The sequence below is a fragment of the Kribbella qitaiheensis genome, from assembly GCF_042657745.1.
In the GTDB taxonomy this organism is placed as follows: Bacteria; Actinomycetota; Actinomycetes; order Propionibacteriales; family Kribbellaceae; genus Kribbella; species Kribbella qitaiheensis.
In genome coordinates this window covers 86,500-101,994 of record NZ_JBHSKE010000062.1, presented here as the reverse complement: position 1 = coordinate 101,994, position 15,495 = coordinate 86,500, and the positions used below count along the sequence as shown (strand labels likewise).

The 15,495-nt window shown below is 67.9% G+C and carries 14 protein-coding genes and 1 pseudogene; 12 read left to right on the top strand and 3 right to left on the bottom strand.

All coding sequences use genetic code 11. The features are described from left to right. Window positions 1–20 precede the first annotated feature (20 nt). The 7 genes from ACFPJ1_RS36035 (at window position 21) to ACFPJ1_RS36005 (ending at window position 6,521) form a co-directional block, all read left to right on the top strand. On the top strand, window positions 21–794 hold the full coding sequence (locus tag ACFPJ1_RS36035; RefSeq protein ID WP_380110782.1) for an MBL fold metallo-hydrolase: 774 nt from the start codon (window positions 21–23) through the stop codon (window positions 792–794). A gap of 178 nt (window positions 795–972) precedes the next feature. Continuing rightward, complete coding sequence (locus ACFPJ1_RS36030; protein ID WP_380110781.1) at window positions 973–2,451, top strand: glutamate-cysteine ligase family protein; 1,479 nt, start codon at window positions 973–975, stop codon at window positions 2,449–2,451. 429 nt (window positions 2,452–2,880) lie between these two features. Continuing rightward, a complete protein-coding gene (locus tag ACFPJ1_RS36025; protein ID WP_131337975.1) occupies window positions 2,881–3,294 on the top strand; it encodes a universal stress protein in 414 nt (137 codons plus the stop codon). A 1-nt stretch (window position 3,295) separates the two neighbouring features. Next, window positions 3,296–3,913 (top strand): HhH-GPD-type base excision DNA repair protein, encoded by a 618-nt coding sequence (locus tag ACFPJ1_RS36020; RefSeq protein WP_380110780.1) that lies wholly within the window; start codon window positions 3,296–3,298, stop codon window positions 3,911–3,913. A gap of 252 nt (window positions 3,914–4,165) precedes the next feature. Next, entirely contained in the window at window positions 4,166–5,500 is a 1,335-nt protein-coding gene (locus ACFPJ1_RS36015) for an RNA polymerase sigma factor (RefSeq protein ID WP_132300131.1), read from the top strand. A 10-nt stretch (window positions 5,501–5,510) separates the two neighbouring features. Continuing rightward, the gene (locus tag ACFPJ1_RS36010) at window positions 5,511–5,777 is read left to right on the top strand and encodes a DUF6412 domain-containing protein (RefSeq protein WP_132300129.1); all 267 of its coding nucleotides are present in this window, start codon (window positions 5,511–5,513) and stop codon (window positions 5,775–5,777) included. A 66-nt stretch (window positions 5,778–5,843) separates the two neighbouring features. Beyond that, window positions 5,844–6,521: a YidC/Oxa1 family membrane protein insertase gene (locus ACFPJ1_RS36005; protein WP_380110779.1), complete on the top strand. Its 678-nt coding sequence runs from the start codon at window positions 5,844–5,846 to the stop codon at window positions 6,519–6,521. Here ACFPJ1_RS36005 and ACFPJ1_RS36000 read toward each other — a convergent pair. After that, window positions 6,518–7,243 (bottom strand): TetR/AcrR family transcriptional regulator, encoded by a 726-nt coding sequence (locus ACFPJ1_RS36000; protein WP_380110778.1) that lies wholly within the window; start codon window positions 7,241–7,243, stop codon window positions 6,518–6,520. The genes ACFPJ1_RS36005 and ACFPJ1_RS36000 overlap by 4 nt on opposite strands. A gap of 143 nt (window positions 7,244–7,386) precedes the next feature. Between ACFPJ1_RS36000 and ACFPJ1_RS35995 the strand changes: the two genes are divergently transcribed. The 5 genes and pseudogenes from ACFPJ1_RS35995 (at window position 7,387) to ppk2 (ending at window position 13,175) form a co-directional block, all read left to right on the top strand. Further along, a complete protein-coding gene (locus ACFPJ1_RS35995) occupies window positions 7,387–8,889 on the top strand; it encodes an MFS transporter (RefSeq protein WP_380110777.1) in 1,503 nt (500 codons plus the stop codon). 91 nt (window positions 8,890–8,980) lie between these two features. Then, entirely contained in the window at window positions 8,981–10,321 is a 1,341-nt protein-coding gene (locus ACFPJ1_RS35990; RefSeq protein WP_380110776.1) for an FAD-binding oxidoreductase, read from the top strand. A 114-nt stretch (window positions 10,322–10,435) separates the two neighbouring features. After that, window positions 10,436–11,476: a hypothetical protein gene (locus ACFPJ1_RS35985; protein ID WP_380110775.1), complete on the top strand. Its 1,041-nt coding sequence runs from the start codon at window positions 10,436–10,438 to the stop codon at window positions 11,474–11,476. Window positions 11,477–11,548: 72 nt separating this feature from the next. Further along, complete coding sequence (locus tag ACFPJ1_RS35980; protein ID WP_380110774.1) at window positions 11,549–12,190, top strand: class I SAM-dependent methyltransferase; 642 nt, start codon at window positions 11,549–11,551, stop codon at window positions 12,188–12,190. Between the two features lie 75 nt (window positions 12,191–12,265). Continuing rightward, window positions 12,266–13,175 (top strand): annotated as a pseudogene (ppk2, locus tag ACFPJ1_RS35975) (polyphosphate kinase 2). Window positions 13,176–13,224: 49 nt separating this feature from the next. On the opposite strand, the gene ACFPJ1_RS35970 reads toward ppk2, so the two are convergent. Both ACFPJ1_RS35970 and ACFPJ1_RS35965 read right to left on the bottom strand, forming a co-directional pair. Then, window positions 13,225–14,766 carry a sensor histidine kinase gene (locus ACFPJ1_RS35970; protein ID WP_380110773.1) on the bottom strand — a complete coding sequence of 514 codons (1,542 nt, stop codon included), beginning with the start codon at window positions 14,764–14,766 and terminating at the stop codon, window positions 13,225–13,227. Further along, a complete protein-coding gene (locus tag ACFPJ1_RS35965; protein WP_132300111.1) occupies window positions 14,766–15,467 on the bottom strand; it encodes a response regulator transcription factor in 702 nt (233 codons plus the stop codon). The genes ACFPJ1_RS35970 and ACFPJ1_RS35965 overlap by 1 nt, the downstream gene beginning before the upstream one ends. Window positions 15,468–15,495 lie beyond the last annotated feature (28 nt).

Here is a 15,495-nt window from a genome sequence, read left to right as displayed (position 1 = left end):
GGCCTGGCAGGATTCATGCCATGACCAGCTTCCCGGCGCACTGGGACGACGGCACCACGTCGACCACGCCCGACCATCAGGTGCACTGGTACGACGACCGGACGGCGATCATCCGCCAAGCCCTGCGCACGAATTTCGAGGGCCCGTTCATCTACCTGCTGCTCGGCTCCGAACGCGCACTCCTGCTCGACACCGGCACGGGTCATACCGACCTGCGCTCGGTGGTCGACGAGTTGCTGGCAGGCCGCGGCGTCGAACTCGTGGTCGCGCACACGCACGGTCACGGCGACCACGTCGGCGGCGACGACCAGTTCGACTCCGTCGTCGGGCGGACCGCCGAAGACGTCGCCGAGTTCTTCGGGATCACCTCCTGGCCGGAGCAGATCGTGCAGTTCGACCTCGGCGACCGGGTCCTCGACGTGATCCCGCTGCCCGGTCATCACCCGTCGCATCTGGCCTTCTACGACCGGGCGACGCGGTTGCTGCTGACGGGGGACTCGCTGTACCCGGGCCGGCTCTACGTCTTCGACTGGCCCGCGTTCCGGGCGAGCGTGGCGCGGCTGGCCGGGTTCGTTGCCGACGGCAATCCCGTCGAGCTGGTGCTCGGCACCCACATCGAGATGACCGGCCAGCCGGGCGTCGACTACGAGATGGGAGCCGACCGGCATCCCGGTGAGCACGAGCTGCAGCTGGATCCCGCGGTGCTGACGGAACTCGCCGAGGTGATGGCCGAGGCCGGTGACACCCCGGCGCGGATCGAGCGCGACCACTTCATCGTCTATCCCGTCGGCTGACCTGGTCGACCCCGTCGGCTGACCTGGTCGGCCCGCCGGATGACCTGCGCGCAGCTCACCGGCGTACCAGCAGGTAGGCCCGCGACGCGACCTAGGTCACACGAAGGGCATGGTTCAGGCACACTGAGGCCAGGTACCGGCAGGTAGCGCACCACAGGCAGGCGACAGGGGAGGCGCAATGGGCGAGGAAGTCGACCGGGTCGAGTTCACCCGGGCGGATCGGACCGCTTTCCGCAACCAGGTGCACCGCAATCTGGACGCGTTCGCGCGGATGCTGCGCGAGGCGCGCTTCGACGCGGAGCGGCCGATGACCGGGATCGAGATCGAGCTGAACCTGGTCGACGAGAACCACGACCCGGCGTTCAAGAACTCCGAGGTGCTGAGCGCGATCGAGGACGACGCGTTCCAGACCGAGCTGGGCCAGTTCAACATCGAGATCAACGTGCCGCCCGGCCAGATCGACGGCACCGGGCTGGACACGATGGAGGCCTCGATCCGCGACAGCCTGAACGCGGCCGAGGAGAAGGCGTCGCGGACCGGCTCGTCGATGGTGGTGGTCGGGATCCTGCCGACGCTGCTGACCGAGCACATCCACCGCGAGGCGCTGAGCACCAACCCGCGGTACGCGTTGCTCAACGACCAGATCTTCCAGGCCCGCGGCGAGGACGTGCAGATCGCCATCGACGGGATCGAGCGGCTGCAGGTCACTGCCGACAGCATCGTGCCCGAAGCCGCCTGTACGTCGACGCAGTTCCACCTGCAGGTGACCCCGGAGGCGTTCCCGCGCTACTGGAACGCGGCGCAGGCGATCTCCGGGGTGCAGCTCGCGATCGGGGCGAACTCGCCGTTCCTGTTCGGCAAGGAGCTGAACCGGGAGACCCGGATCGCGTTGTTCGAGCAAGCCGCGGACACCCGTACGCACGAGCTGAAGACGCAGGGCGTCCGGCCGCGGGTGTGGTTCGGTGAACGCTGGATCACCTCGATCTTCGACCTGTTCGAGGAGAATTCGCGCTACTACCCGGCGCTGCTCCCGGTCACCTCCGACGAGGATCCGATCGCGGTACTGGATCGTGGCGACACCCCAGCACTTTCGGAACTGCGGCTGCACAACGGGACGATCTATCGCTGGAACCGGCCCGTGTACGACGTTGTCCGGGAGAAGCCGCATCTGCGGGTGGAGAACCGGGTGCTGCCGGCCGGCCCGACCGTCGTCGACACGATGGCCAACGGCGCCTTCTACTTCGGCCTGGTGCGCGCCCTCGCCGACGACGAGCGCCCGATCTGGTCGCAGATGTCGTTCAGCGCGGCGGAGGAGAACTTCCACGAGGCGGCCCGGCAGGGGATCGACGCCGAGGTGTTCTGGCCTGGCCTCGGTACGGCCCGAGCGACCGAGCTGGTACTGCGGCGGCTGTTGCCGATGGCATCGCGGGGACTCGACGAATGGGGTGTCGACGCGGCCGTACGGGACCGGCTGTTGGGCATCATCGAGCAGCGCTGTCTGACCCACCGCAACGGCGCCTCCTGGCAGGCCGACGAGTTCCACCGGCTGTACACCAAGGGATCCCACAGCCGCCGGGACGCGCTGCGCGGGATGGTGCGGCGGTACTGCGAACACATGCACGAGAACACCCCGGTGCACGAGTGGCCCATCGATTAACCGAGTAAGTACCGCGCCGGCGGACCTCTGGCCGTCCGCCCGGGCTTTCCGCAGACAACGTAGGACAACGCCGGAACCGGGGTCAGCCGGGCGGAACACTTTCCCTTGCCTAGAGCAACATCCGGCGATCCCTGCGCTGGTTGGAACCTCGGCGTACCGGCTTCGGGCGCGTCCGGTGGCGCGTCGGCGGCCACCCTGCAAGGGTGTGAGCTCGCGAAGGTTAGAAGGTGTCTGCGCGGGTATTGAGTCGTGAACCGAAGTGCCCCTGACCGGTCGGTCCGGCCGCCCCGGCCCGGCTGTGTTGCGGGCACAACTGCCGGAGGGTCACGGTCGCGACACAGGTCGTGCTTTTCCACAGATGCCGGAGCGGGTTCAGGGCAGTATCGTTCGGAACGGGTCGACAGTGACACCCGGAGGTGAGGCAAGTCGATGACGACCATCGTCGTGGGTTATGTGCCGAAGGCCGAAGGGCGCGCGGCGCTCAGGCGGGCGGCAGAAGAGGCGACGCTTCGCGACGCCAAGCTGGTGGTGGTGAACTCGCACCGGGGCGGACGCAGCTTCGACAGCGACGAGGCAGCGGCGAGTGATGCCGCATTGACGGAGGTACGGGAGCAGCTCGACTCGACCGGTGTGCCCTACGAGGTGCGGCAGCTGGTGCGTGGACTCGATCCGGCGGAGGACCTGGTGGCCGTCGCCGAGCAGGTGCACGCGGAGTTCATCGTGATCGGCCTGCGGCGCAGGTCCCCGGTCGGCAAGCTCATCCTCGGCAGCAATGCCCAGCGGGTGCTGCTCGACGCTCCGTGTCCGGTGCTGGCCGTGAAGGCCGAGGAAGGGGAGGACTGAGGTGACTTCGACACGCAGCAAGAAGCTGTGCCTCGCACAGCAGCCCGACGCCGACGAGATGCTGAGCAGGGACCCGTTCGCACTGCTGATCGGCATGCTTCTCGATCAGCAGATCCCGATGGAACGCGCCTTCGCCGGTCCGGTTGCGATCGCGCAACGGATGGAAGGCCCCTTCGACCCGTCCACGGTCGCCACCTACGATCCGGACGGTTTCGTCGAGGTGGTGGCCGGCCCGCCGGCGATCCACCGCTTCCCGACCGCGATGGCCGCGCGGATCCAGACCCTGGCCAAGCACCTGGACGAGGAGTACGGCGGTAACGCCTCGGCGGTCTGGGCCGATGTGAAGTCTGGGGACGACCTGCTGGCCAGGCTGTCCGCACTGCCCGGGTTCGGTGCGCAGAAGGCGAAGATCTTCGTCGCACTGCTCGGCAAGCAGCTCAAGGTCAGGCCGCGTGGCTGGCGTGAGGCGTCCGAGCCGTACGGGGAGGACGGCGCGTACAAGTCGGTGGCCGACGTGATCGACGTGGCGTCGCTGGTGAAGGTGAGGCAGTTCAAACAGGAGCAACAGGTCGAGAAACGGGTGGTCGCCCGGCCGTTGCGGCAGACCAGGAACAGTTGAAGATTTGATCGTGGCGGCGCCGGTACCAGTCCCGACAACGGTCTGGTACCGGTGGTGGCACGCCGTTCCGGGGGTCGCGCGCCGATCGGCCTTGGGCCGCGGATTACAATGTAGTGTTGCCGCCGCCTGACCAGCGAGCAGCCGCAGACATCGAAGCACAATCCAGGCAAGAACGCAGCACCTCAGCACCAACGCACCGCAGTACCGCTGTACAGAACCCTGCAGACTGAATCGTCAGACGAGAGGTAATTCGTGTCGTCCAGCTCGTCCGAGAACCTTCCCGCCGAGTCCGTCCGGGCCGTGGCCGCCACCGCCCGCAGTACGGCCCCGAGGACCAGCGCCAGAGTGTCCGACCCTGCCGCCAAGAAGGCACCCGTGAAGAAGGCTGTCCCGACTGCGGCCAAGAAGGCTGCCGCTAGGTCCACCAAGGAGGACGGTATCCCCGCGAAGAAGGTCGCCGCGAAGAAGACGCCGGCGAAGAAGGCCGTGTCCGAGGCGGGTCTGTCCATCGACCCGAAGACCGGTAAGCCGCGCGCTCTGGACGAAGTCGACGAGGCGGACTTCTCGCCGGACGCGGTGAAGCCGCTGGAGAAGGAGCTCACCGAGGACCAGGGCTTCATCGTCTCCGAGGCCGACGAGACCGACGAGCCCGAGCAGCAGGTGATGGTCGCCGGTGCCACCGCCGACCCGGTGAAGGACTACCTGAAGCAGATCGGCAAGGTCCCGCTGCTGAACGCCGAGCAGGAGGTCGAGCTCGCCAAGCGGATCGAGGCCGGCCTGTTCGCCGAGGAGCAGATCGGCGACGAGGCGACCAAGCTGAAGGACAAGGTCAAGGACGAGTACGAGTGGATCTCGGAGGACGGCCGCCGGGCCAAGAACCACCTCCTCGAGGCCAACCTGCGACTCGTCGTCTCGCTGGCCAAGCGCTACACCGGCCGCGGCATGCTGTTCCTGGACCTGATCCAGGAGGGCAACCTCGGTCTGATCCGTGCGGTCGAGAAGTTCGACTACACCAAGGGCTACAAGTTCTCCACCTACGCGACCTGGTGGATCCGGCAGGCGATCACCCGCGCGATGGCCGACCAGGCCCGCACTATCCGGATCCCGGTGCACATGGTCGAGGTCATCAACAAACTGGCCCGCGTCCAGCGCCAGATGCTGCAGGACCTCGGCCGCGAACCCACTCCGGAAGAGCTCGCCAAGGAGCTCGACATGACCCCGGAGAAGGTCATCGAGGTGCAGAAGTACGGTCGCGAGCCGATCTCCCTGCACACTCCGCTGGGTGAGGACGGCGACTCTGAGTTCGGCGACCTGATCGAGGACTCCGAGGCGATCGTGCCAGCCGAGGCCGTCTCGTTCACCCTGCTGCAGGAGCAGTTGCACGCAGTACTTGACACGCTGTCCGAGCGGGAGGCCGGCGTGGTCTCGATGCGCTTCGGCCTGACCGACGGCCAACCGAAGACGCTGGACGAGATCGGCAAGGTCTACGGCGTGACCCGCGAGCGGATCCGCCAGATCGAGTCGAAGACGATGTCCAAGCTGCGGCACCCGTCCCGCTCGCAGGTGCTGCGGGACTACCTGGACTGATCGGGTCTTGATGGGCAGGGCACTCGCCGGCGTCTGGACGCTGGCGATCCCTGCCCTCGGGCCCGACTCCGGTCTGCTGGCCGTCGCCGTTCTCACGGCGGCGGCCGTTCTGTTCGCAGTACTCCAGGTCTCCCGTACGGCGGCGCAGCGTCCGCTCTCGTCGCCGCTGCCCGCGCGCGCCAGCGCCACCCGTGCCAACTCCCGCCGTACCGCGTATCTCTCCCTCCGCGATCCCGACGCCGCCGGCAGGCCGCGTCCACGAGCACCGGGAAGGTAGCCGGCTGCCGTCTCTTCGGCAGCCCCTCTCGCGCTACCCATCCCTTCTCACTCGTGGAGTTCTGTCATGCCTTCCTTCCTCGACGCGCCGATCAGTGGCGCCTACCACCTCGTCAACGGGATCGCCTCGGCGATCGAACCCCTCACCGGCCCGTACGCCGCCGCTGTGGCGATCGTGCTCTGTACGGTGGCCGTCCGTCTCCTCCTTCTCCCACTGAGCCTTGCCGCGGTCAGGGGAGAGCGGTCCCGGGCGGTGTTGCTGCCCGAGATCCGCAAGATCAACGAGCGGCACGGCAAGGACCCCGAACGGATCCAGCGGGAGATCGCCAAGCTGCAGTCGGAATCCGGCACGACCCTGCTCGCGGGATGCCTGCCGATGCTGGCCCAGCTGCCGTTCTTCTGGGTGATGTACACGCTGTTCACCACCGCGATCGTGGCGGGTCAGTCGAACCAGTTGCTGGCCGGGACGATCTTCGGCGCGCCGCTAGGGATCCATTGGCCCCTGTTCGCATCGACCCCGGCCTATCTGGGGCTCGCGGTGCTGCTGGCGGTCGTCGCCTACTTCTCGTCGCGCCGGCAGTTGCGTCAGCTGGATGAGACAGCCTCGCCGATGTCTCGCCGGATCGCCCGGCTGCTGCCGTTCGGCACTCTCGCAACAGCCGCCTTCATCCCGCTGGCAGCGGGCCTCTACCTGCTCACGACCACGACGTGGACGCTCGTGGAGCGCACGATCCTGCTGCGCTAGCGCTCGCGGCGAGACTCGAGACCATCGAGGACGCGGGCCAGGCCGTACTTGAAGTCGTCCTCGCTGCCTCCCACGATGTCGTGGCCGCGGTGGGCCGCGTAGAGCTCCTTCATCCTGGGGTAGTCCTGCGCGGCCTGCTCGGCGGCGGGCCAGACCTTCGTCATCCAGTCCTCGGCTGTCAGGCCGCTGCGAGCCAGCTTGGTCAGCGTGGCTGCCTCAGTGGATGCGACACCCAGGACGTAGGAGGCGACGGTCGTCGCGGCCTGGTTCGCCTCCAGCAGGCTGAAGCCACCGCCCTCATACAGGGCGAGCATGCGATCCGAGACGCGCATCATGTTCGGGCCGAGATAGGTCAGGCCGACTTCGGCGAGGGTCGATCCCATCCAGGGATGCTGAAGGATCACGCCGCGGAAGCTCTCGGCACACGCCTCGGCCGCGGCGCGCCACTCGTCCGGGCTGGTCACCTCCGGTACCTCGATCTCGCCGTAGACCTGGTCGACGACGAGCTCGATCAGCTCCTCCTTGTTGGCGACGTGCCAGTACACCGCGGTGGCAACCGCACCGAGTGCGGCGCCCAGCTTGCGCATGCTCAGCGCCTCGAGGCCCTCCGCGTCGAGCAGCTTGATCGCCTCCGCGACGATCTGCTCCTGGCTCAGCGCGGGCTGCTCCCGGCGCTTGCGCTTCGGCCGGGTCCAGACCGACGCGTACTCCTCGGCTGCCATGCCGCCTCCTTCGGATTCCACCTGCTGTGCCGTCACGCTAGCGCATTTCATGAACACTGTGCAGGAGTTGACCGCTGTTCAATTGCGATGCACACTGTTCAAGGCAACTGCACACCGTTCAATAAACTCCGAGGAGGTGCGAGATGACTGACCGTCATCCGCGTCGCTGGCTCATCCTGATCGTGCTCTGCCTGAGCACGCTCGTCCTGGTGCTCGACAACGGTGTGCTCACCGTCGCGATCCCGTCGCTGACCGAGGACCTGGGCGCCACCGCCCAGGACATCCAGTGGATCATCGCGAGTTACATCCTGGTCTTCGCCGGACTGCTGCTGACCGCGGGCAGCCTGTCCGACCGGTACGGCCGCAAGCGGGTGATGATCGTCGGCCTGGTGATCTTCGGCGCCGCGTCTTTGCTCGCCACCTTCGCCAACAGCCCGGAGACGCTGATCGCCGGCCGGGTGCTGATGGGCATCGGCGGGGCGGTCGTGATGCCGAGCACGCTGTCGATCCTGATCACCGTCTTCGCCGAGGAAGAGCGCCGGAAGGCGCTGTCGATCTGGAGCTCGGTGCTGATGGTCGGGCTGATCGGTGGCCCGATCCTGGGCGGCGCGCTGATCGCGCACTTCTGGTGGGGCTCGGTCTTCCTGATCAACGCGCCGGTGGCGGCGCTCGCGATCGCCGCGGCGATGATCTGGATGCCGGAATCGAAAGGTCCGTGGCGCAAGCCCGACCCGCTCGGTGCGATCCTCTCGATGGTGGGCCTGGTCTCGCTGGTCTGGGTGATCATCGAGGTCCCGAACCGAGGCATCGCCTGGCCGGCGCTCGTACTGGCCGTGGTCGGACTCGCCGGGTTCGTTGCCTGGGAGCTGCACACTCCGGTGCCGATGGTTCCGCTCAACCTGTTCCGCGATCGCAACTTCTCCGGCGGCAGTCTGTCGCTGGTCCTGGTCCAGATCGGCAACGGTGGCTTGGTTCTGGCGCTCACGCAGTACCTGCAGTTCGTGCTCGGCTACACCCCGACCAAGGCCGGTCTCGCGCTGGCGCCGATGGCTCTCGCGGTGATCCTGGTCAACGGGGTGGGTGCGACGCTCGGTCAGAAGATCGGCAACCGGCCGATGACCGCCGCGGGCCTGGTAGTACTCGCTGCCGGCTTCCTGTTCTTGTCGACACTCGGTGCCGACGACGGCTTCGGCATGGTGACCATCGCCCTGGTGCTCTTCGGCGTGGGTGGGGGCCTGGCGCAGCCCGCTGCCACGGCGGCGCTGATGGGTGCCGTCCCGCATGAGCATGCCGGTGTCGGCTCCGCTCTCAACGACACGCTCCAGCAGTCCGGCGCGGCGCTGGGGGTAGCGATCCTCGGCAGCATCCTGGCCGACAACTTCACGGCCGAGATGCCGGAGGGTGCGCCCGCCGAGGCCCGCCGGTCCATCGGCGAGGCGCTGGCCATCGCGACCAGCACGGGAGACACCGGGCTCGCGCACACCGCCCGAGTCGCCTTTGCCGAGGCCATGTCAAGCAGCTTCGTCGTCGCCGCGGTCGCCGTTCTCGGCTCCGCAGTACTGGCCTTCGTCCTTCTTCGCGACCGCAAGCCCGAGGCGCCTGCCGATCCGTCCAGCGAGGACGACGCCGTCATCGCCGCGCACTGACGGCAGACGATGCCCTCCCAGGTCACATTTGGCCGGTCTGTCTCGTCAGACCTGTGTACGCATCCGGATTTGTCCTGTGTGGAAGGAAGTCATGAGCTCAGCGCTTGAAACTCTTCGCCCCGACTTCGGCGGGGACATCATCGAACCGGGCGGAGCGGAGTACGAATCGGCCAGTCGGTCGGTCCTGGCTTCGGGTAGCCCGGCCTACGTTCTGCGTCCCAGGAGCGTCGGGGACGTGCAGGCAGGTGTCAGATTCGCCGCCGACGCGGGGCTCTTGCTGTCCGTGCGAGGCGGCGGCCATGGCTTCCCGGGCTTCGGCACCAACGACGGCGGCGTCGTGATCGACTTGAGCAAGCTCGCGACTGTGGAGGTCGTCGACAAGGAACGGCACCTCGTGCGGATCGGCGGCGGCGCCACCTGGGGTCAGGTCGCGACCGCCTTGGCTCCGCACAACCTGGCGATCTCCTCGGGCGACACCAAGAGCGTCGGTGTAGGTGGGCTGACGTTGACCGGTGGTATCGGCTGGAAAGTCAGGAAGTACGGTCTCGCCTTGGACAACGTGGTCGCCGTGGAGGTGGTCACTGCCAACGGAGAGGTCGTGCATGCGACCGAGGAGGAGAACCCGGAGCTGTTCTGGGCGATTCGTGGTGGCGGCGGCAACTTCGGCATCGTGACCGCCTTCGACTTCGCGGCGCACCCGACGACCGACGTCTTCTACGGCAAGGTCACCTTCCCGGCAGCGGAGCTGGCAACCGTGCTCCAGGGGTGGGCGGACTACCTCCGCACCGCGCCCGAAGAGCTCACCTCCATCGCGGATTTCGCCAATCCGTTCGCCGGCGGACGCGAGGCGCCGATCGAGATCCACGTCACCTATGACGGCGATGACCTGGAGCTCGCCGCGAAGGCGATCGACCCGATCCGCCGGCTCGGCACGGTACTCGAAGACGATGTCGCGCTGAAGCCGTACGCGGACACGCTCGTCGACGGCATGACGCCACCGCCAGGCATCCAGCTCGTGACCCGCAGCGCCTTTGTGGACAAGGATTCGGTGCCCGAGGTCCTTCGGATCCTTGCTGAGGTCGGGGCATCGGAACGGCCGCCGATCATCGCCGTCCGTAGCGTCGGCGGTGCGGTGTCTCGAGTCCCCGACGACGCGACCGCCTACGTGCATCGCCAAGCGGAGTTGATGTTCGTGACCAGCATCATTGGTCCGAAGCCGGCCATCGACGCAGCTCAGCCGGTTCTGGACGCGATCTGGGGGAGCCTCGCACCTCACGTCAACGGCGCCTACGCGAACTTCCTCACTGCTGACACCGCAGAGGATGTCGCGGCCGTCTATCCGGCTGAGACCTACCAGCGGCTCGCGGCGGTCAAGCGTCAGTACGACCCGGCCAATCTGTTCGCCGGCAACCACAACGTCCGGCCTCAGTGAGCGCAGACGGAGTCTCCAGCGGTAGGCGCTTCGGTGGGCTGTGTGTAGGTTGCTGCGGTGGGATGTGAGTCGCAGATCGAGCCTCTGCCCGGTTCACCGAGGCCGGCAACGGTCATGCCGTCGGCGTTGCGTGCCGCCGCCGAGAGCGCTCCGCTGATGCTCGACCTGGTGGAGTTCGCGACCGGGATCGTAGAGAGCGCTTCCCCACGAACCGATCACGAACACTGGCGTACTGCGGTGCTGGCCGGGCTGATCGACCCCAGCCCGGGCACACCGCGGTACGGGCCGACCATGCTGGCCTGGTCGCCGGAGGATGACCTCGTCACGCCGCAGCGGGTGGAGCCGTGGATCGAGGTCTTCCACGCTCTACTTGGCGACTCGCCTGAGCTCGTGCCGATACTGCTCGTCGCCTTCCGCGATGGCCAGGTGGCCGCCGCGAGTCCGCAAGGCTTCGACAGCCTCGAGCGGCTCGGCGCGCTGGTCGTCGACGGCATGCTGGTGCGGTTGACGCCGCTCGGTGTGCGCGGGTTGTTCGCGTGCGGTCGGTGGGCGGATCCGTCGTCCTGGCTGCTCGACCCGGGGGAGTGGTGGGCGAATCTCTCGACCGAGGATCTCGTCGCGTTCCTCCAAGCGGCGGCTCAACTGCGGCTGGTCGATCAGGCCGACACGGTTGAGCGGTGGTTCGAGCAGGCGTCGCCGCTGCAGTTCGCGTACCAGTTGGTGCATGCCGGGCCGAGCCTCCACGGCGGCGCGCTGGCCACAGCCTTCGGCTACCTGCTGCGGATCGGGCTGGACGCGGCGCCGGCCGTCGAGGAGTGGCTGGCCAACATCTCGCTCGCCTGCTGGGGTCTGCTGTGGTTCGACCTGATCGGCGCCCCACGAGCCGGTGCGCCGACCGAGCAGGAGCACGCTTGCCTGATCGCCGAGTCGAAGCGAGCAGTCGACGACTTGCGATCCCTGCTGGACCGTTCGGCGGTCGAGCCATCCCGACCCCCGTTGCCCGGAGCAACGATCGACCAACTCAGCCTCGCCATCCCGTACGGGCTCGCCACCCCGCGGGTCGGCGAACTCCTGCAGCGACTCCTGAACCCCGACGTCCCCGGCCGACCCGGCGATCGCGCCGAACTCGAACAGTTGCTCGCGGAGACCCGGTGACGTCTCACTGAGCTGTTGCCAAGGTGGCAACAAGGTTTGCCATCGCGCATCGTGGTGACGCACGATCGGATCATGACGACCGATGAGCTGTCCGAGGAAGAGTCCTGGAACAACCGCTACTCCGAGAGCGCCCAGATCTGGAGTGGCCGGCCGAACGTAGTACTGGTGCAGGAGACCGCCGATCTCACGCCGGGCCGCGCCCTGGATCTCGGCTGTGGGGAGGGCGCGGACGCGATCTGGCTGGCCGAGCAGGGCTGGCAGGTGACCGCCGTCGACATCTCCACCGTCGCCCTGGCCCGAGCAGCCGACCACGCCGCCGCGTCCGGCGACGCTGTGGCCGGGAGGATCGACTGGCAGCACTGCGACCTCAGCAAGACCTTCCCCGAGGGAAGCTACGACCTCGTCTCGGCCCAGTTCCTGCACTCGCTCGGCGACATGCCGCGCGAGGAGATCCTCCGCAAGGCAGCCGACGCGGTCGCCCCGGGCGGCATCCTGCTGATCGAGGGCCACCTGAGCTTCCCCTCCTGGGAGCACAACCATCACCCCGAGATCCACTTCCCGACTCCCGAGGAGGTGATCGCCGACCTCAAGCTCCCCGACGGCGAGTGGGAGATCCTGCTGAACCAGACCCACCCCCGCGAACACGCGTCACCGGACGGCCAACCCAGCACCCGGCCTGACGCCACCGTCAAGGTCCGACGCGTGCCGTCGTAGCACGGGGTCGATGTTCATCCGTGAGTCGCACCTCGTTCACCGCGGACCAGCCTGGTGAGGTGATTCTTGGGCGTTATGACCACCCCTGATCTGGTTCACGAGCTCGGCTTCCGCGTGCTGGACGAGGAGGACGACGACCCGGTGCTGCTGCGCGCCGACGGTACGCCGGTCGACACCTGGCGCGAGGGTTACCCGTACGGCGAACGCCTCGCGCGCGAGATCTACGACCGCGACAAGCGGCTGCTCCAGATCGAGCTGCTCAAGTTGCAGTACTGGGTGAAACGCTCGAAGCAGAAGCTCGTGATCGTCTTCGAGGGACGCGACGCGGCCGGCAAGGGCGGCACCATCAAGCGGTTCATGGAGCACCTGAACCCGCGTGGTGCCCGGATCGTCGCGCTGGAGAAGCCGACCGAGCGCGAGCAGACCCAGTGGTACTTCCAGCGGTATGTCGAGCACCTGCCGGCCGCCGGCGAGATGGTGCTGTTCGACCGGTCCTGGTACAACCGCGCCTGCGTCGAGCGGGTGATGGGTTTCTGCAGCGACGAGCAGTACGACGAGTTCATGCGGCAGGCGCCGGAGTTCGAGCGGATGCTGGTGCGCTCCGGGATCAAGCTGGTCAAGCTGTGGTTCTCGGTGTCGCAGGCGGGAGCAGCAGACGCGCTTCATGATCCGGCAGATCGACCCGGTCCGGCAGTGGAAGCTGTCGCCGACCGACCTCGCGTCGCTGGACAAGTGGAAGGACTATACCGAGGCCAAGGAGGCGATGTTCCACTACACGGACACGCCGCACGCGCCCTGGACCGTGGTGAAGAGCAACGACAAGAAGCGCGCCCGGCTCGAGGCCATGCGGCACGTGCTCAGCCTCTACGACTACGACAACAAGGACTTCGAACTGGCCGCCCACCCGGACGGCAAGGTCCTCGGCCCCGCCGCCCAGGTGCTCGAACACGGCGAGTCCGCCAACCGCGCCTTCCCCGCCCTCTGACCACCTGTACTGCGGCCCGCAGTACAGGTGATCGTCGGGCTGGGAGGCGTCAGCCCAGGGGAGTGAGGGGCAGGTGCACGGTGAAGGTGGCACCGCCCCCGGGCGTGTCGCTGGCGGTGACATTGCCGCTGTGGGCGGCGACCAGCGCGGCCACGATCGACAGGCCGAGGCCGGAGCCACCGGTGGCGCGAGTACGGGCGGAGTCGGCTCGGTAGAAACGCTCGAACACCCGCGCCTTCTGTTCCGCACTCAGCCCCGGCCCGGTATCAGCGACCTCGAGGATCGCCTCGCCGTCACGGGTTCCGACCGAGATGGTGATCGGAGCGTCGTGCGGCGTGTAATGCAGGGCGTTGCTCACCAGATTCCCCAGCACCTGCCGCAGCCGCGCCTCGTCGCCCTCGACCACGGGCGCACCTGAGTCGGGAAGGATCTGCAGCTTCACCGGACGCCCCGGCTGAACGGCCTGTACGTCGTGGACGGAGTCGCCCGCGAGCGTCAGCAGATCCACCGGCTGGTGCTGCAAGGGCCGTTGCTGGTCGAGCCGCGCGAGTAGCAGCAGGTCGTCGACGAGAAGGCCCATCCGCTTCGCCTCGTCCTCGATTCGCTTCATCGTGGCGGGATCGGCGGCGGCACCCCGCTGCCGGGTCAGTTCGGCGAACCCGCGGATCGACGTCAGCGGAGTACGGAGTTCGTGGCTGGCGTCCGCGATGAACCGCCGCATCCGCTCCTCTGACTGGCGCGCGTTGTCCTCCGAGCGCCGAGCCACCTCCTCGGACTGCTGGGCCACTTCGGCCGACCGCCGGGCCGCATCCTCCGACCGGCGCGCCGCGAACTCCGAAGCGGTCCGCTGCGCGAAGGCGGTCTCGATCTGCCCGAGCATCTGGTTCAGCGCGAGCGACAATCGCCCGACCTCGGTCCGAGGATCCCGCTGCGGCACTCGCCGGCTCAGATCACCACCGGCGATGGCCACCGCCGTGTGCTCCACGTCCTCCAGCCCTCGAAGACTCCGGCGGACGACCCAGGTGCCGACGCCCGCGAGCAGCACCAGCAGGATGATCCCGGCCGCGATCTGTACTCCGACGAGTCGCTGGATCGTCTGGTCCATGTCGCCGAGATTCTGCGCGACCATGATGTAGCCGTCCTGGTTCTGCAGCGGCGTGGCGATCACCCGGAATGTGCCGCTACCCGAGACGGCTCCCGTGTTGAACGGTTTGTCGCCCCGGGCAACCACCTGTGCCAGCGTCATCGTCGGGAGTTGGGGCTCGGCCTCGGTGGGCCGCAAAGGCTCCCGGAACCGCCCGTCGACCGACTTGGTGCCGTCCGCCTCGAAGGCCTGCAGGATGAACACGCTGGGCAGCCTCGGCCCGCGCTGGTTCGGCGGCGGCGGACCGTTCGGCCCGAACCCCTTCTGGGCAGAGATCATCTTGGCCGCGTCGCTCAACTGACTGTCCACGCGGTCCGTGAGGTACCCGCGCATGATCGTCGTTGCCACCAGGCCGGAAGCGAGCAGCGCCGCGGTCACCAGCGTCAGCAGAACGACGACGATGGTGATGCGGAGTGGGTACCGGTCGGCCAGCCGGCGGTGTGGCATCAGTTGGGGCCTCGCGGGGTTCGCAGAACGTAGCCGACGCCACGGACCGTGTGGAGGAGCTTCTGGTCGCCGGTGTCCACCTTGCGGCGCAGGTAGGACATGTAGGACTCGACCACCCCCGCGTCCCCGGCGAAGTCGTAGTTCCAGACCGCGGAGAGGATCTGGCCCTTCGACATCACCCGCTCGGCGTTCTCCAGCAGGCAGCGCAGCAACTTGAACTCGGTGAGCGACAACTGCACGGCCTCACCCGCCTTGAACACCTCGTAGCTGTCCTCGTTCAGCTCCAGGTCGGCATACCGCAGTACTGCGGGCTCGGTGGCGGCCTGCTCGCGGTGGCCGGAGCGGCGCAGCAGCGCGCGGACCCGGGCGACCAGCTCGTCCAGGCTGAACGGCTTGGTCACGTAGTCGTCGCCGCCGGTGTGCAGACCGAGCACCTTGTCCTCGACCGCGTCGCGCGCGGTGAGGAACAGCACGGGCACGTGCCGGTCCTCACCGCGCAGCCGGCGGACCACCTCGAAACCGTCGAGGCCGGGCATCATCACGTCCAGCACGACCAGGTCAGGCTCCACCTCCCGGGCCTTCCGGAGCGCCTCGGCCCCGTGGGTCGCCGTGGTCACCTCGTACCCGGCGAAGCGCAGACTCGCGGACAGCAGCTCGACGATGTTGGGCTCGTCGTCGACCACCAGCAGATGCGGGCTCATGCCCACAGTCTTACGCCCGCACCCGTGC